Source organism: Aeromonas sp. ZOR0001, assembly GCF_000801015.1.
Taxonomy (GTDB): domain Bacteria; phylum Pseudomonadota; class Gammaproteobacteria; order Enterobacterales; family Aeromonadaceae; genus Aeromonas; species Aeromonas veronii.
In genome coordinates this window covers 49,658-64,915 of record NZ_JRJY01000051.1, presented here as the reverse complement: position 1 = coordinate 64,915, position 15,258 = coordinate 49,658, and the positions used below count along the sequence as shown (strand labels likewise).

17 protein-coding genes and 1 pseudogene are annotated in these 15,258 nt (G+C 59.8%); 7 read left to right on the top strand and 11 right to left on the bottom strand.

Features of this window, described 5'->3' with window-relative positions; translation table 11 throughout:
• The 5 genes and pseudogenes from L972_RS21345 to glnK form a co-directional block, all read right to left on the bottom strand.
• A pseudogene (locus L972_RS21345) lies at nucleotides 1–158 on the bottom strand (Dyp-type peroxidase); the annotation flags it as partial.
• A gap of 103 nt (nucleotides 159–261) precedes the next feature.
• Complete coding sequence (locus L972_RS07065) at nucleotides 262–1,296, bottom strand: ABC transporter ATP-binding protein (protein ID WP_047437015.1); 1,035 nt, start codon at nucleotides 1,294–1,296, stop codon at nucleotides 262–264.
• Between the two features lie 82 nt (nucleotides 1,297–1,378).
• Entirely contained in the window at nucleotides 1,379–3,004 is a 1,626-nt protein-coding gene (locus L972_RS07060) for an ABC transporter permease (protein WP_047437012.1), read from the bottom strand.
• 39 nt (nucleotides 3,005–3,043) lie between these two features.
• A complete protein-coding gene (locus L972_RS07055; protein ID WP_005357960.1) occupies nucleotides 3,044–4,051 on the bottom strand; it encodes a Fe(3+) ABC transporter substrate-binding protein in 1,008 nt (335 codons plus the stop codon).
• Between the two features lie 258 nt (nucleotides 4,052–4,309).
• Nucleotides 4,310–4,648: a P-II family nitrogen regulator gene (glnK, locus tag L972_RS07050; RefSeq protein WP_005341406.1), complete on the bottom strand. Its 339-nt coding sequence runs from the start codon at nucleotides 4,646–4,648 to the stop codon at nucleotides 4,310–4,312.
• Between the two features lie 201 nt (nucleotides 4,649–4,849).
• On the opposite strand from glnK, the gene arfB reads away from it, so the two are divergent.
• Nucleotides 4,850–5,266: an alternative ribosome rescue aminoacyl-tRNA hydrolase ArfB gene (gene arfB, locus L972_RS07045; protein WP_021230947.1), complete on the top strand. Its 417-nt coding sequence runs from the start codon at nucleotides 4,850–4,852 to the stop codon at nucleotides 5,264–5,266.
• A 25-nt stretch (nucleotides 5,267–5,291) separates the two neighbouring features.
• Nucleotides 5,292–5,783 carry a methylated-DNA--[protein]-cysteine S-methyltransferase gene (locus tag L972_RS07040; RefSeq protein ID WP_047437009.1) on the top strand — a complete coding sequence of 164 codons (492 nt, stop codon included), beginning with the start codon at nucleotides 5,292–5,294 and terminating at the stop codon, nucleotides 5,781–5,783.
• A gap of 360 nt (nucleotides 5,784–6,143) precedes the next feature.
• Here the strand turns inward: L972_RS07040 and L972_RS07035 are convergent, their stop codons facing one another.
• The 4 genes from L972_RS07035 to tapT all read right to left on the bottom strand — a co-directional run bounded on the left by L972_RS07035 (nucleotide 6,144) and on the right by tapT (nucleotide 9,757).
• Nucleotides 6,144–6,569 (bottom strand): hypothetical protein, encoded by a 426-nt coding sequence (locus L972_RS07035; protein WP_005340360.1) that lies wholly within the window; start codon nucleotides 6,567–6,569, stop codon nucleotides 6,144–6,146.
• Nucleotides 6,570–6,763: 194 nt separating this feature from the next.
• Nucleotides 6,764–7,537 (bottom strand): peroxide stress protein YaaA, encoded by a 774-nt coding sequence (gene yaaA / locus L972_RS07030; protein ID WP_047437006.1) that lies wholly within the window; start codon nucleotides 7,535–7,537, stop codon nucleotides 6,764–6,766.
• A 47-nt stretch (nucleotides 7,538–7,584) separates the two neighbouring features.
• The gene (tapU, locus tag L972_RS07025) at nucleotides 7,585–8,694 is read right to left on the bottom strand and encodes a type IVa pilus ATPase TapU (RefSeq protein WP_047437028.1); all 1,110 of its coding nucleotides are present in this window, start codon (nucleotides 8,692–8,694) and stop codon (nucleotides 7,585–7,587) included.
• Between the two features lie 28 nt (nucleotides 8,695–8,722).
• Entirely contained in the window at nucleotides 8,723–9,757 is a 1,035-nt protein-coding gene (gene tapT, locus L972_RS07020) for a type IVa pilus ATPase TapT (protein WP_005340354.1), read from the bottom strand.
• Nucleotides 9,758–9,796: 39 nt separating this feature from the next.
• Here tapT and L972_RS07015 point away from each other — a divergent pair, with 39 nt between their 5' ends.
• The 5 genes from L972_RS07015 (at nucleotide 9,797) to L972_RS06995 (ending at nucleotide 12,793) form a co-directional block, all read left to right on the top strand.
• On the top strand, nucleotides 9,797–10,498 hold the full coding sequence (locus tag L972_RS07015) for a YggS family pyridoxal phosphate-dependent enzyme (protein ID WP_047437004.1): 702 nt from the start codon (nucleotides 9,797–9,799) through the stop codon (nucleotides 10,496–10,498).
• Nucleotides 10,499–10,640: 142 nt separating this feature from the next.
• Nucleotides 10,641–11,465 carry a pyrroline-5-carboxylate reductase gene (gene proC / locus L972_RS07010; RefSeq protein WP_047437001.1) on the top strand — a complete coding sequence of 275 codons (825 nt, stop codon included), beginning with the start codon at nucleotides 10,641–10,643 and terminating at the stop codon, nucleotides 11,463–11,465.
• 11 nt (nucleotides 11,466–11,476) lie between these two features.
• A complete protein-coding gene (locus L972_RS07005) occupies nucleotides 11,477–12,028 on the top strand; it encodes a YggT family protein (protein WP_047436998.1) in 552 nt (183 codons plus the stop codon).
• Nucleotides 12,028–12,330, top strand: a complete 303-nt coding sequence (gene yggU / locus L972_RS07000; RefSeq protein ID WP_021230942.1) for a DUF167 family protein YggU — start codon at nucleotides 12,028–12,030, stop codon at nucleotides 12,328–12,330. The genes L972_RS07005 and yggU overlap by 1 nt, the downstream gene beginning before the upstream one ends.
• A gap of 43 nt (nucleotides 12,331–12,373) precedes the next feature.
• Entirely contained in the window at nucleotides 12,374–12,793 is a 420-nt protein-coding gene (locus tag L972_RS06995; RefSeq protein WP_005340339.1) for a DUF4426 domain-containing protein, read from the top strand.
• A gap of 101 nt (nucleotides 12,794–12,894) precedes the next feature.
• Here L972_RS06995 and L972_RS06990 read toward each other — a convergent pair whose 3' ends face one another.
• Nucleotides 12,895–14,091, bottom strand: coding sequence for a NupC/NupG family nucleoside CNT transporter (locus L972_RS06990; protein WP_047436995.1), 1,197 nt, complete (start codon nucleotides 14,089–14,091; stop codon nucleotides 12,895–12,897).
• 182 nt (nucleotides 14,092–14,273) lie between these two features.
• Nucleotides 14,274–15,209 (bottom strand): LysR family transcriptional regulator, encoded by a 936-nt coding sequence (locus tag L972_RS06985; protein ID WP_005340335.1) that lies wholly within the window; start codon nucleotides 15,207–15,209, stop codon nucleotides 14,274–14,276.
• Between the last annotated feature and the right edge of the window lie 49 nt (nucleotides 15,210–15,258).

The following is a 15,258-nucleotide window of genomic DNA, read 5'->3' as shown; positions in this document are numbered from 1 at the left end:
CTGAAACCGGCATCGGGGAAATCGGCGGCGACCGCCTGCCACAGGGCGGGCAGTTTGGCCAGACGGCCGACCAGTTCGGCGGCATCGCCGGTACGATTGAACATCAGATAGAGGGCGTGCAGATTCGGCTCTGCGCAGATCCCGGCTTGGGCTTTCATATATCTCTCCCCTGAGTAGGCGTTAGCGTTACGGGCTATTTGCGTTGCGCGATTATAAACCAGAGTGGATCCAGTTCTTTGATTTCACGACGATATCACGCGTTCAGGGCAAAGGGTCAAACAACACCAATCCATGGGGAGCGACCTTGATCCGTGCCCGCATCCCATCAAGGGGCTCGCCAATGCTCGCCTCCAGCTGCAGATCGCCACACTCGAACAGCACCCGGCAGTGGTGGCCGAGGAACTGCTGTTCCACCACCTTGAGCTCCCCATCTGCGGCGCTCTCCAGCAGCAGTTGCTGGGGTCTGAGCATCAGCTGCAACTGCTCGCCCACCACCTGGCCATGGGGCTCGCTGCCACAGATGACCCCGAGCGCCGTCTGCACGCAGTGGCTGTCCACCACCTCGGCAGCCAGATAGTTGACCCCGCCGAGAAACTCCGCCACGAAGCGGTTTTGCGGGCGGCGATAGAGCTGCTCCGACTGGCCCACCTGCTCGATGTGACCGGCGCGAAACAGCGCCAGCCGATCGGCGAAGGCGAACGCCTCCTCCTTGCTGTGGCTGACGAAGATGGCGCCGACCCCCTGCTGCTTGAGCAGGGCGCGGATCTCGAGGATCAGCTTCATCCGCACCTGGGTATCGATGTTGGAGAAGGGCTCATCCAGCAGCATCAGCCGCGGCTTGCACACCAGCGCCCGGGCGATGGCTACCCGCTGCTGCTGACCACCGGAGAGCTGGTGCGGATAGCGATCCCCCAGTCCCTGCAGATTGACCAGCGCCAGCGCCTCGTCCACCTGCTGCTGGCGGGCGCGGCGATCGAGTTTGGTCAGGCCAAAGCCGACATTGTCGGCCACCGTCAGGTGGGGAAAGAGGGCGTAATCCTGAAAGATCATGCCGATGTTGCGCGCCTCGGGCGGCACGCTGGCACCCGGCCCGTCGAGCAGGGTATCGCCGAGGCGAATAGAGCCCTCTGCCAACGGCAGCAGCCCGGCGATGGCCTTGAGCAACGTGGTTTTGCCGCAGCCACTGGCTCCCAGCAGGCAGACGATCTCGTTCTCTGCCACCGTCAGGGAGAGCTGCTCCAGCACATTGCGGCCGTTGTAACGGCAGCTGACATTTTCAACCTGCAAACAGGACAAGGCTGACTTCCTCTCGTTTCTGGCGGCGCGCTGCCTTTCGGTTCAGCACACCGCATGCAATTTCATTGACCGACGCGGCGACTCAGTGGCCCGGACTGTCCAGACTGCGGTTGACCCAGATCAGCGGCAACAGCCCCACCAGCACAATGACGATAGCCCCCAGCGCGCCGCGCTCCAGCATCTCGTCCGAGACGAACTGGTAGACGTGGGTCGCCAGGGTATCGAAGTTGAACGGTCGCAGCAGCAGAGCGGCGGGCAGCTCCTTCATGGATTCGATGAATACCAGCATGGCACCGGCAAACAGACCACGGCGCACCAGCGGCAGATGGACCCGGCGCAGCATGGCGCCATCCCCTTGCCCCAGAGAGCGGGCCGCCATGTCGAGGCTGGGGGAGATCTTACCCATGCTGCTCTCCACCGAGCCGATGGCGATGGCCACGAAGCGCACCAGATAACCGAACACGATGGCGGTGATGGTGCCGGTCAGCAGCAAGCCCGGCCCCTGACGCCCGAGCCAATCGGCCAGATCGTTGATGGCAAAATCGAGGGCGGTAAGCGGCACCAGCACGCCGATGGCGAGCACGGTACCCGGCATGGCGTAGCCCATGGCGGCGATGCGCAGAGGCAGCAGACTCTTGATCCCGCCATCGAGGCGGCGGAAGAAGCCGAGCAGCAGGGCGATGCCCATCGCCAGCAGGGCGGTCAGCGCCGAGATAGCCAAGCTGTTTCCGGCAAAGCGGACAAACTCCGGCGTCCACGACAACTCGAAGTAGCGCACCCCGTAATCGAGCAGGATGATGAACGGCAGAGCGAAACCGGCCAGCACCAGCCCCCAGCACCAGAGACCCGCCAGCCAGCGGCTCATCCCCTTGAGCGGATAGCGCAGCGGCTGCTCATGGCCCATGGACTTCTGGAACACCTGCTGCCGACTGCGCGAGCGGCGCTCCAGCGCGCTCAACAGCACCACAGCCAGCAACATCAGGCAGGATAGTTTCGCCGCGGTGGCCAGACTGCCATAGCCGAGCCAAGTGTCATAGACCGCCGTGGTCAGGGTGTTGATGGCAAAGAAGTGGACGGTGGCGAAATCGGCCAGCGTCTCCATGGCCACCAGCGATACCGCCACCATGATGGCGGGGCGCGCCAGCGGCAGACTGAGGCGACGAAAGCTCTGCCACGGGGTGCAGCCGAGCAGGCGGCTGGAGTGGATCAGGCTGACTGACTGCTCGAGAAAAGAGGCGCGGGTCAGCAGATAGACATAGGGGAACAGCACCAGCGCCAGCACCCAGGCGGCACCACCAAGGGAGCGAATGGCAGGAAACCAGTAATCGGCAGGGCTGTTCCAGCCAAAGAGTGCTCGCAACCCGGCCTGCAGCGGGCCCGAGTAGTCGAGCAGGTCGGTATAGACGTAGGCGACGATATAGGAGGGCATGGCCATCGGCAGCATCAAGGCCCACTGCAGGGCACGGAGCCCCGGCACCTGACACATGGCCACCAGCCAGGCGGTGGGTACGCCAAACAGCAGGCTGAGCAGCACCACGCCGACCACCAGCCCCAGGGTATTGCCCAGATAATCGAGCAGCACGGTATCGGCGAGGTGGCGAAACAGCTCCCCCTCAGCCGAAAAGGCAGAGAAAAGCAGGGCTATAACCGGTAAACCCAGCAGCAGGGCGGTGGCCCAGCTGCCGGTCATCCATCCAAAATTTTTCATGAGACCACAGATGTTGATGGGGCCGTTGGCCCCATCTGATTACAAGTCGAACTTCACTTCATCCAGCAACTGCAAGGCGTCCTTGCGGTGCTTGGCGTAATCGCTGACCGGTAGTGCGTCAGACTTGAAACTGCCCCAGGACTTGACCATGGCGGAAGGCTCGACTCCGGCCTTGACCGGATATTCGGCGTTCACGTCCGCATACATGTGCTGGGCGGTGTCGCCAGCCAGAAACTCCATCAGCTTCTGGGCCTCGGCCTTGTTCTTGGCATATTTGGTCATGGCCACGCCACTCACGTTGACGTGGGCACCGCGGTCAGCCTGGTTCGGGAAGTTGATATAGACCGCATCCGCCCAGGACTTCTGAGCAGGATCTTTCAACATGGCGCCCAGATAATAGCTGTTGCCGAGCGACACGTCACAGATACCATCCTTGATCGCCTTGACCTGATCCCGGTCGTTGCCCTGCGGCTTGCGCGCCAGGTTGGCCTTGACCCCTTCCAACCAGGTTTTGGTCTCGGCCATGCCGTGATGGGCAATCATGGAGGAGACCAGCGCCACATTGTACTCATGCTTGCCGCTGCGGGTGCAGATTTTCCCTTTGAATTCCGGTTTGGCCAGATCTTCGTAGCTGATGGTATCGAGCTTGCCGAGGCGCTCCTTGCTGGAGTAGATGGCGCGAACCCGGGTGGTCAGCGCGAACCAGCGATTCTCCGGATCACGATAGATAGCGGGGATGTTCTCCTGCAGGATCTTGCTATCCACCGGCTGTACCAGCCCCTTGTCCACCAGATCGGTCAGACGGCTGATATCGACGGTCAGCATCAGGTCGGCCGGAGAGAGCTTGCCTTCCCGCTCCAGACGCTCGTTCAATCCCTCTTTGGCGAACACCACGTTCACCTTGATGCCAGATTCCTTCTCGAACTGCTGGATGATGGGCTTGATCAGCTCATCCTGCCGGTTGGAGTAGACATTCACTTCCCCGGCCGCCAATGCCGACTGAGCTGCCAACGCAGAGAAAGCCAGTGCCAACATCTTCATTTTCATCATCCATTCCTTGATTAGCTATACAGAGTGATAACGATTTCCGTTTGCATTCTGCATACATCTTATAAGCGGATCAAGAAAGCTCGCCGTCGCCACATCACATATTTAATCGCCCATAAATGAAAAGGGCCGGATGGAATCCCATTCGGCCTCTTCTGAGCAAAACGTTATGTTGATCAGGCTTCAATAAGCGCTCACGCCATCGGGAATTCCCGACATCGGGAGGTCAACAAATCTGTACGTCACGGATGCGGTTCATCACAGCGCCTCGTCGTCACTCTCGCCGGTGCGGATGCGCACCGCCTGCAGCAAGTCGTAGACAAAGATCTTGCCGTCACCGATCTTGCCGGTATAGGCCGCCTTGCAGATCGCCTCGATCACCCCTTCCACGTTATCATCAGCGGTAGCAATCTCCAGCTTCACCTTGGGCAGGAAGTCGACCTGATACTCGGCTCCCCGGTATAATTCGGTGTGTCCCTTCTGGCGGCCAAACCCCTTGACCTCGGACACGGTCAGCCCTTCCACCCCCAGGTTGGCAATAGCCTCGCGGACATCGTCCAACTTGAACGGTTTGATAATCGCACTAATCAGCTTCATCTGGTTGCTCCCAATCCATGGTGTGTCATGAATCGGGTTTCAATTCTTATGCCAAGTATTTTTATTGTTTTATTTCATATAGATAGAGTTTAATACCGGCGCCATTCGCCAGGCACATCCCCATAACCGGCCAGCACGCCCCATAATGAGGCACCATGCTGCAGCGGTCAGCGGGTATGCACCAAACAAGAGCAAAACAGCATGTTAGTTATCTCCAACAGCGTCACGATTCCCTGGCATGAGCTGCAATTTCAGACCATGCGGGCACAGGGCAACGGTGGACAGCACGTCAACAAGACCGACTCCGCCGTCTGGTTGCGCTTCGATTACCGCAACTCTCCCAGCCTGACGCCCCTCTACAAGGAGGGTCTCGACAAGCTGAGCGACAGCCGGGTACACGACGGCTTTATCCTGATCCGGGTCGAGAGCCATCGCAGCCAGGACATGAACCGCAAGGAGGCGATGAGCCGTCTGGTGGAGTTGCTGAAAAAAGCAGCCTGGCGCCCCAAGGCCCGCCATGCCACCAAGCCAACCCGCAGCTCCCAGCGCAAACGGGTCGATGCCAAGAAACGCAAGGGGGATATCAAGTCCGCCCGCGGCAAACCGGTTCTGGACTGAGCCAACCCCCAAAGGATGTCCGCCGATGAGATACAGTTTTTGCGACAGCGCCCGCGGCCCGCTGCTGGTCGCCATCGATCAGGATGGCCTGCGCCACGTGGAGTTCATGCACGGAGAGCGGCCTGTAATGCCGCAAACTGACTGGCAACGGGATGACAAGGCGCTGACCCCCTATCTCGCCCAGTTCAACGCCTATTTCGCCGGAAAATTGCAGCAGTTCGATCTGCCCATGGCAGCGAAGGGCACCCCGTTCCAGCAAACGGTGTGGAACGCTTTGTGCGATATCCCCTATGGCGAGACCGTGAGCTATCTCGAGATTGCCCAGGCTATCGGCAATCCCAAGGCAGTGCGGGCGGTGGGCGCTGCCAATGGGCGCAATCCGCTGAGCATCATAGTACCCTGCCATCGAGTGATCGGACGCAGCGGCGAGCTGACCGGCTATGCTGGCGGCATTCCCATCAAGCGCTGGTTGCTGGCACTGGAACAGGTTGGCACAGCATTCGAGCTGGCCCCATGAGACGATGACCGCCCCGGAAAGGAACGGGACAATATCGCGACCAGAATGAAAAGGATTTCAATCAGTGGCCACGCTTTGCTGACAAGATGAACAGAAAATGAAGAATCGCCTCAGAACTACTTCAGATTGAGCTTGGCATGATGACTCCATACTTGAATGGCACGGCTCATTCGCTGATTCAAGTAGCACCCATGTGACGCTTCCAATCTGTCTTTTTCCCCGCGCCTCCTCTGAGGCGCTTTTTTTGTGCCGACACAACAGGCCACCACCCAAGCTGAATGGCCTGAACGCCACAAAATCTGCACCAGCCCAAAAACCCAGAGGCGAAGGATCATCCTTCGCCTCTGACGTAACAGCTGGCTACTCGCTCTGGGGCAGGAACTGCAGCTCCGGCGCCGAGGAGGTCAGCACATCGGCACAATAATCCCAGGTCGAGATGCGATAGTGCTGCAGATCTTCATCCAGATGCAGGCCGTCCGACTCCTGATGGAACCAGCTGGCAAAACGGGATGGAGTGATGAGCTGGATCTGCTCTTCGATGGCGTGGCTATCCTTCCCCTCGGCCAGATCGCAATCCTCGATGACCCGCAGGGCATAGATATGGCGAAAATAGACCCGGCAGAGGATTTGCGGGGGCAGATCGATGCTGCGTGCCCGCCCCAGCATGATGGTCAGAGAGTCGCTCCAGAGATCCTGATGCAGCTCGGCAACGACCAGCCCAGGTGGGAGCTGGCGGGACGGAGCCCAAGGTACGGCAACCTGCCGAATGGCATTTTTCTGTTCCATATTCACCTCACGACGACTCGCTCCCTGTCTTGAGTCTATCTGAACCACATAGTCCCGGCGAAGGCAATCGATGGACAATAAAAACGGCAATAAAAAAGCCGACGTATCAAACGTCGGCGAATAAAAAGTGCTTACAACAGAGGATTCACATATTCAGACCCACGGGTCGAAAGATTGGTTCCCTCTTTTTTTAATTAATTTTCGGCGCGTTTAAACATCAGGGTATTGGCGTCCGACTCTTCCGGTACGAAGTAGTAGCCCTCGGCGTTGAAACCGGTCAGCTGCTCCACCTCGGTCAGACGGTGCTTGATGATGTGGCGAGCCATCATGCCGCGCGCCTTCTTGGCGTAGAAGCTGATGATCTTGAACTGGCCGCTCTTCTCATCCTTGAACACCGGTGTGACAATCCGCCCTTTCAGGCTCTTGGGTCGTACCGACTTGAAATACTCGTCGGAGGCCAGATTGATCAGCACCTCATCCCCCTGCGCAGCCAGCGCGTCATTGAGATGGTGAGTGATCACCTCCCCCCAGAACTGGTAAAGATCCTTGCCGCGACTATTGTCGAGCTTGGTCCCCATCTCCAGCCGGTAGGGCATCATCAGGTCGAGGGGACGCAACACGCCATAGAGGCCGGAGAGCATCCGCAGGTGTGCCTGAGCGAAGTCAAAATCGGCCTCGCTAAAATCCTCCACCGCCAAACCGGTGTAGACATCCCCCTTGAAGGCCAGCAGCGCCTGACGGGCATTGGCGGGGGTGAAATCTGGCTGCCACTCGGCAAAACGGGCGGCATTGAGACCGGCCAGCTTGTCGCTGATCTTCATCAAAGTGGCGATCTGGTCCGGGCTCAGTTGGCGGGCCCGGCTAATCAGTTCGGCGGAGTGATCCAGCAGCTCGGGTTGGGTGAAACGGGGTGTCACCAGTGGTGACTCGTAATCCAGCGTCTTGGCCGGGGAAACCACAATCAGCATAACGTTCCTTTATGGCGAGGGGCCGAACGGCAGAGCGGCCCCATGATTCATTCATCCAGCGTCACATTGTCCAGCGTGCCGGTGCCGAGCCGTTCGCGACCGGAGAGCTTGATCAGCAGTCGCAGGTCGTTGGCCGAGTCGGCGTGGGCGAGTGCCTCACTGTAGCCAATCTGGCCGGCGCAGAACAGGCTGAAGAGCGCCTGATCGAAGGTCTGCATACCCAGCTCGGTCGATTTGGTCATCACCTCCTTGAGGCGATGCATCTCCCCCTTGCGGATGATGTCGGTGATGAGCGGGGTATTGAGCAGGATCTCGAACGCAGCGCAGCGCCGCTTGCCATCCATACTCGGCACCAGCTGCTGGGCGACGATGGCCTTGAGGTTGAAAGAGAGATCGAACAGGAACTGGCGGTGTTTGTCTTGCGGCACCAGATGGAGGATGCGATCCAGCGCCTGGTTGGCATTGTTGGCATGCAAAGTGGCGAGACAAAGGTGTCCCGTCTCGGCGAACTGCAGGGCAAACTCCATGGTCTCCTGACTGCGGATCTCGCCGATCAGGATCACGTCCGGAGCCTGACGCAGCGAGCTTTTCAGCGCCACATCGAACGACTCGGTGTCGATCCCCACCTCTCGCTGGGTCACCAGACTACGACCATGCTGATGGACGAACTCCACCGGATCTTCCACCGTCAGAATGTGACCATCGGCATGCTGGTTGCGATAGCCGATCATCGCCGCCTGGGTAGTCGATTTGCCCGCCCCGGTGGCGCCGACAAACAGCACCAGCCCCCGCTTGGCCATCGCCACGTCTTGCAGGATCTTGGGTAGCTGCAGATCTTCAAAGGTGGGAATGCGGGTCTCGATACGCCGCACCACCATGCCGGGCAGCTCCTGCTGCCAGAAGGCACTGACCCGAAAACGGCCAAGCGCTTCGCGATAGATCGCGTAGTTGGCCTCTTTGGTGCGGATATAGCGCTCGAAGTGATCGCTGCTGAGGGTATCCCTGACCAGCGTCAGTGCCCCCTTCTTGTCGAGCGCCTCACCTCCTAGCGACACAAGATGGCCATTCACCTTGAGGGTGGGCGGCGAGCCCACCGTCACAAACAGATCCGACCCCTTTCGCTCGACCAGCTCGCTCAGCAGATCATCCAGATTCATCATCTATCCCTCCCTGGGTGCGAGTCTCTTAAATGCTGTTGGGATCGACGGCCTTGGCCTTGGCATCGAGGGATGCCACCACGCCACGACTCACCAGCTGCTTGAGGCTCTGATCCATGGTCTGCATGCCGTGGGTCATCCCGGTCTGGATCACCGAGTAGAGCTGGGCAATCTTGTCCTCCCGGATCAAGTTACGCACCGCCGGAATGCCCATCATGATCTCGTGGGCCGCCACCCGGCCGCCGCCAATGCGCTTGAGCAGGGTCTGGGAGATGACCGCCCGCAGGGATTCGGAGAGCATGGAGCGCACCATGTCCTTCTCCGCGCCGGGGAAGACGTCAATGATACGGTCGATGGTCTTGGCCGCCGACGAGGTGTGCAGGGTGCCAAACACTAGGTGGCCGGTTTCAGCGGCAGTCATGGCCAGACGAATGGTCTCAAGGTCGCGCATTTCGCCCACCAGAATGATGTCCGGGTCTTCCCGCAGGGCCGAGCGTAGGGCGTTGCTGAAGCTCTTGGTATCGCGGTGCACTTCCCGCTGGTTCACCAGACAGCGCTTGTTCTCGTGGACGAATTCGATGGGGTCTTCGATGGTGAGGATATGGTGATGGAAGTTCTCGTTGATGTAGTTGACCATGGCCGCCAGGGTGGTCGACTTACCAGAACCGGTCGGGCCGGTCACCAACACCAGACCCCGCGGGAACTCGGCGATCTTGCGGAAGATCTCCGGCGCATCGAGATCTTCGAGGCTCAGCACCGTGCTGGGGATGGTACGAAATACCGCGCCCGAGCCGCGCGCCTGCTGGAAGGCGTTGACCCGGAAACGGGCCAGATTGGGTACCTCGAACGAGAAGTCGACCTCGAAGTTCTCCTCCAGCTCCTTGCGCTGATGGTCGTTCATGATGTCGTAAATGAGGGCATGCACTTCCCGGTGTTCCAGGGCGGGCAAATTGATCTTGCGAACCTCACCATCAACCCTGATCATCGGGGGAACCCCGGCCGAGAGGTGTAGATCCGAGGCTTTATGCTTTACACTGAAAGCCAATAACTCTGTGATATCCATAGACTTGTCATTCTCCCATCACAAGATCACTAACGAAATATGAACCAGATTGCCCAGCACCTGTTTCAGGTAAAGGAACGTATTGCCAAAGCCGCCAAACGGGCGAGCCGCAACCTGCAGCAGATCCGCCTGCTGGCCGTGAGCAAGACCAAGCCGGTCGAGGCCATAATGGCTGCCCATGCCGCAGGTCAGCGCTGCTTTGGCGAATCCTACGCTCAGGAAGCGGCGGCCAAGATCGATACCTTGCGCCAGCAGCCGGAATATAGCGACATAGAGTGGCACTTTATCGGCCCTTTGCAATCGAACAAATCCAAACTGGTCGCCGAACGGTTTGACTGGGTACAGAGCGTGGATCGGGACAAGCTGATCGACCGCCTCAACAACCAGCGTCCCGCCAGCATGGCACCGCTAAATGTTTGTCTGCAAATCAATATTAGCGGAGAGAGCAGCAAATCCGGAACGTCGGAACAAGAGATTTTCCGCCTTGCCGGGCTGGTCTCCCACAGTGAGCGACTGGTGCTGCGGGGACTGATGGCCATTCCCGAGCACACCAGTGACGAGAGCGTACTGGCCACCCAAATGACCCGTATGCAGACTCTGTTCACCGAGCTTGCGCGACAATACCCCACGGTGGATACCCTCTCGATGGGGATGACCGAGGATCTTGAACTGGCGATAGCCCACGGCAGCACCATGGTGCGGGTCGGCACCGCCATCTTCGGCGCCCGTGACTACTCATAGGCAAGGCCAGCGGATAACCCATACGTCCGCTTCTTGCCGCGACTTCATCAACAGGAGCGTTTGATGGAACACCAAATTCTGGCGTCTGGTGGTGCAGGCAGCACCCACCCCGCCGCGACCCCATGTGCTACAGGAGCATCTGATGCAGCATAGAACGCTGGCCTTTATCGGCGCGGGCAACATGAGCCGCAGTATCATCGCCGGACTGGTCAAGGCGGGTTATCCCGCCGGGCAGATCACTGCTGCCAACCCGAGCCAGCCCAAGCTGGAGGCGCTGGCGAGGGAACATGGCATTCGCATCACCCAGAGTAATGCCGAGGCAGCCCGAGGCGCCGAAGTGATCGTGCTGGCAGTCAAGCCGCAGCTGATGGCCGGCATGCTGGCAGCGCTGGTTGCCGAGCTGGGATCCCTTGAGGGCAAGCTGCTCATCTCCATCGCGGCCGGTATCAAGGTGGCGCGCCTTGGCGAGATGGCCGGTGGCCACGACCGCATCATCCGCACCATGCCCAATACCCCGGCCCTGCTGGGTCTGGGCATGACCGGTCTCTATGCACCCGAACAGATTGCCGCCGTGGATCGTGACTTTGCCGAGCAGATGATGCAGGCGGTCGGCAAGACCCTCTGGGTAGAGCAGGAGTCTGGCATCAACGGCGTCATCGCCGCAGCGGGCAGTGCCCCGGCCTACTTCTTCCTCTTTATGCAGGCCATCGCCGAAGAGGCGGAGGCACTGGGCTTCTCGCCCGAGCAGGCACGCCAACTGGTTCAACAAACCGCCCTCGGTGCAGCAGCCATGGTGGAGCAAAATCCCGAGCTGTCGCTGCAAACCCTGCGTGAGCAGGTGACCAGCAAGGGCGGCACCACAGCCGAAGCCATCAAGACATTCCAGCAGCAGGGGCTGATGCCGCTGACTGCGCAAGCCATGCAGGCGGCCGTTGCTCGCGCCACAGAAATGGAAACCCTCTTCTAACAGGAGCCCAGATGAACACTGCTTACTTTCTGATTAACACCGTTTTCGATCTCTACCTGATGGTGATCCTGCTGCGCGTCTGGCTGCAGTGGGCCCGTGCCGACTTCTACAACCCGATGAGCCAGATGGTGGTCAAGCTGACCAATCCGCTGGTGATCCCGCTGCGCCGCGTTATCCCGGGCTTGGGCGGCATCGATCTCGCCTCCGTGGTGCTGGCGCTGGCCATCGCCTTCGCCAAGCTGGCCCTGCTCAAGAGCATGAACGTACTGCTGGCGGACTGGCTCAGCATCAGCCTGTTCGCCGCGCTGACCGTGCTGAAGAAAGCGGGCTCGATGATCTTCTGGGTACTGCTGATCCGCGCCATCCTGAGCTGGGTCAGCCAGGGCCGCAACCCCATCGAATACGTGATGCATCAGCTGACCGAGCCGTTCCTCGCCCCTATTCGTCGCGTACTGCCGGCACTGGGCGGGCTGGATCTCTCGGTGCTGGTCGCCTTTATCGGCCTGCAAGCCATCAACTACCTGCTGGGTGACCTGTTCGGCCAGCTGTGGTGGATGATTTGATGCCAGCCGTCCTGCAACAAGGGGATGAACTGGTACTGCATCTGGTGATCCAGCCCAAGGCGAGTCGGGATCAGATCATCGGATTGCATGGCGAAGAGCTGAAAGTGGCCATCACGGCGCCGCCCGTCGATGGCCAGGCCAACAGCCATCTGATCAAGTTTCTGGCCAAGCAGTTCAAGGTGGCCAAGGGCCAGGTAACCATAGTGCGGGGCGAGCTGGGGCGACACAAAACCGTCGCCATCGACAGCCCCAAACAGTTGCCGCAAGAAGTGAGTGCACTGCTGAATGACACGCAAGGCTGAATGAATCGGCCTGCGCCAACCGTAGATATGAGAGGGATGACAGATGAAAACAGCCTGGATGAGTGGCCTGCTGGCACTGCTGATGACCCTGCCGCTCAAGGCAGAACAGATGAAGGAGCTGGGGCCCTGGTTGGTGCACTACAACGCCTTCAACTCCAGCTTCCTTACACCAGAAGTCGCCAAGGCGTATGGACTGGAGCGCAGCCGCTACAACGCCATCATCAATATCGCGGTACAGGACAAGCAGAAAGTGGCGCAAGCCGTAGGGATCACCGGTGAGGCCAAGAACCTGACCGGCACCATCCGCACCCTGAACTTTCAGGAGGTAAAAGAGGGGGATGCCATCTACTATCTGGCGACCCTCCCCTACCGCAACGAAGATACCTATCAGTTCACCCTGAAGATCATGGGCGGCGGGCAGCAACAGAACCTCAGCTTCCAGCAGACCTTCTACGTCGACTGAGCAGCAACAAGAAGCCCCGACCAAGGCCGGGGCTTCATTTTATCCATATGACAAGGGCGCCATCAGGGCGCCCTTGTTACATCTATTCCGTACCGCGACTGTTACATGGCGAGGAACAGACCGGCCAGACAGGCGCTCATCAGGTTCGCCAGCACGCCGGAGAGAATGGCGCGCATGCCGTAACGGGCGATGAAGGATTTGCGCTCCGGCACCATGGAGCCCAGACCGCCGATCAGGATCGCCATTGAGGAGATGTTGGCAAAGCCGCACAGGGCGAAGGTCACGATGGCCTTGCTCGACTCGCTCAGGGTCTGATCCTGCACCAGACCGATGAAGGCGACGAACTCGTTGACCACGATCTTGGTACCAATCAGGGCGCCAGCGGCTTGTGCCTGATCCCAGGGTACCCCGATCAGCCAGGAGACGGGGGCAAACAGCCAGCCCAGAATGATCTGGAAGCTCAGATCCAGTCCTACCAGATCGCCAGCCCAGCCGAGCAGACCATTCAGCATGGCGATCACACCAACGAAGGCCAGCAGGGTCGCACCGACCGCCACCGCGATATTGAGGCCGGACATGGCGCCATCGGCCGCCGCTTCAATCACGTTGGTGGCGCGGGGGATCTCCACATCCTGATGGTGATCGACCTCTTCAGCTCCCGGCGGCACCAGGATTTTGGCCATCGCCAGACCGGCAGGGGCCGACATGAAGGCGGCAGCGATCAGGTATTTCAGCTCAACCCCGAGGCTGGCATAGCCCACCAGGGTGCCACCGGCGACGGAGGCGAGACCACAGCTCATCACAGCGAAGAACTGGGAATCGGACATCTTGGAGAGGTAGGGTTTGACCACCAGCGGCGCTTCTACCATGCCGACGAAGATGTTGGCGGTCGCGGAAAGGCTCTCGGCACGGCCGGTGCCCAGCAATTTCTGCAAGCCACCACCCAGCAGGGCGATCACCCGCGGCATGATGCCGATGTGGTAGAGGATGGCGATCACCGCGGAGAAGAAGATGATGACCGGCAACACGTTGAAGGCAAAGATGAAGCCCAGCTTGAACTTGGCCAGATCACCGAACAGGAAGGCGATCCCCTCCTGACCATAACCGATCACGCTGCTTACGCTCTCGCTGACCCCGTTCAGCACGTGCTGACCGGCAGGCAGCCAGAGCACCAGACCGGCAAACATGATTTGCAGGCAGAGGGCAAGGCCAACTGTTCGCAACGGGATACGACGACGATTATCAGAGCAGATGACGGCAAGCGCCAGGATACTCAGGATGCCGAGCAGGGCAATCATAGGGACTCCATCAGGTGGGGCAAAAGATGGGCGCGGATTCTGCGCCTCTCACCCCGTCACTGCAAGTCCGCTTGGTTACAAGCCTGTTAGAAAAAACGTTTGCACGATATCGGTTGCGCCAACTGGCTGATTTGGTTCGATTTTAGTATCAGGAGAAATCGAGAGTTCTTATATGGAAACAATCATTCCTCACCGCCGGACAATTTCCCCCCAAGCCAGGGGGCCAGTCGCTGCTCCCAATAGGGTTCGGGGCCAAAGCGGGCCTTGAGGAAATCGATGAAGAGACGGATCTTGGGATCCAGATGTTCGCGACGAGCGTAAACGGCGTGTACCGCCATCTGCTGGTTCGGTCGCCACCCTGGCAACACCGGGATCAGCTTGCCGCTCTGTAACTCCTTGTCCAGCAAGTAGTTGGCGATATAGGCGATGCCGAGCCCGGCCAGTGCCGCATCGCGTACCGCCTCCGCCATATCCACCCGATAGTTGCCCGCCACCTGCACCGTCTGGCGCTCCTTGCCCTGGCGAAACGACCACTGGTGATAGCGCCGCTCCCGACTCTGGTAAGTGATGCAGTTGTGCTGGGCCAGATCCTTGGGATGAAGCGGCGTGCCGTGGCTCAGCAGGTAATCCGGCGAAGCCGCCACCACGAAGCCAATGTCGGCCAGCCGCTGTCCCACCAGCCCTTCCGGCTTGTCCTCATAGGTGGTGAGCCAGAGATCCAGCCCTTCATCCACCAGATTGGTTCTGTGGTCGAACAGCGAGACCTCCAGCTCCAGCTCGGGATAGCGATCCTGAAACGCCTTGAGATGAGGAATGACGTGCAGACGACCAAATGATTGGCCCACCCCGAGATGGAGCACCCCGCTCACCTTGCCGCGCCGCTCGGCGATCATGGAGTCCGCCTCCTGCGCCACCGCCACCAGCGCATGGCAGTGACGGGCATACTCCTGACCCAGCTCGGTCAGGACGAAGCGGCGGGTGGTGCGCTGTACCAGCTGGGCGCCAAGGGTGGTCTCCAGCAGCGCAAGCTGCTTGCTGATATGGGATTTGGAGACCCCGAGACGACGGGCGGCGGCAGAGATCCCCTGCTCGCGCACCAGCGCATCGAAGATCACCATTTGAGGAAGACGTTGCAGCACAAGATAACCGGATTGAGTGGCGGGAGCC

Coding starts and splice junctions, on each gene's coding strand:
- L972_RS07060 (WP_047437012.1), bottom strand. CDS start 3,004: ATGAAAAATTTTGGATGGATGACCGGCAGCTGGGCCACCGCCCTGCTG.
- L972_RS07055 (WP_005357960.1), bottom strand. CDS start 4,051: ATGAAAATGAAGATGTTGGCACTGGCTTTCTCTGCGTTGGCAGCTCAG.
- glnK (WP_005341406.1), bottom strand. CDS start 4,648: ATGAAGCTGATTAGTGCGATTATCAAACCGTTCAAGTTGGACGATGTC.
- arfB (WP_021230947.1), top strand. CDS start 4,850: ATGTTAGTTATCTCCAACAGCGTCACGATTCCCTGGCATGAGCTGCAA.
- L972_RS07040 (WP_047437009.1), top strand. CDS start 5,292: ATGAGATACAGTTTTTGCGACAGCGCCCGCGGCCCGCTGCTGGTCGCC.
- L972_RS07035 (WP_005340360.1), bottom strand. CDS start 6,569: ATGGAACAGAAAAATGCCATTCGGCAGGTTGCCGTACCTTGGGCTCCG.
- yaaA (WP_047437006.1), bottom strand. CDS start 7,537: ATGCTGATTGTGGTTTCCCCGGCCAAGACGCTGGATTACGAGTCACCA.
- tapU (WP_047437028.1), bottom strand. CDS start 8,694: ATGAATCTGGATGATCTGCTGAGCGAGCTGGTCGAGCGAAAGGGGTCG.
- tapT (WP_005340354.1), bottom strand. CDS start 9,757: ATGGATATCACAGAGTTATTGGCTTTCAGTGTAAAGCATAAAGCCTCG.
- L972_RS07015 (WP_047437004.1), top strand. CDS start 9,797: ATGAACCAGATTGCCCAGCACCTGTTTCAGGTAAAGGAACGTATTGCC.
- proC (WP_047437001.1), top strand. CDS start 10,641: ATGCAGCATAGAACGCTGGCCTTTATCGGCGCGGGCAACATGAGCCGC.
- L972_RS07005 (WP_047436998.1), top strand. CDS start 11,477: ATGAACACTGCTTACTTTCTGATTAACACCGTTTTCGATCTCTACCTG.
- yggU (WP_021230942.1), top strand. CDS start 12,028: ATGCCAGCCGTCCTGCAACAAGGGGATGAACTGGTACTGCATCTGGTG.
- L972_RS06995 (WP_005340339.1), top strand. CDS start 12,374: ATGAAAACAGCCTGGATGAGTGGCCTGCTGGCACTGCTGATGACCCTG.
- L972_RS06990 (WP_047436995.1), bottom strand. CDS start 14,091: ATGATTGCCCTGCTCGGCATCCTGAGTATCCTGGCGCTTGCCGTCATC.
- L972_RS06985 (WP_005340335.1), bottom strand. CDS start 15,209: ATGGTGATCTTCGATGCGCTGGTGCGCGAGCAGGGGATCTCTGCCGCC.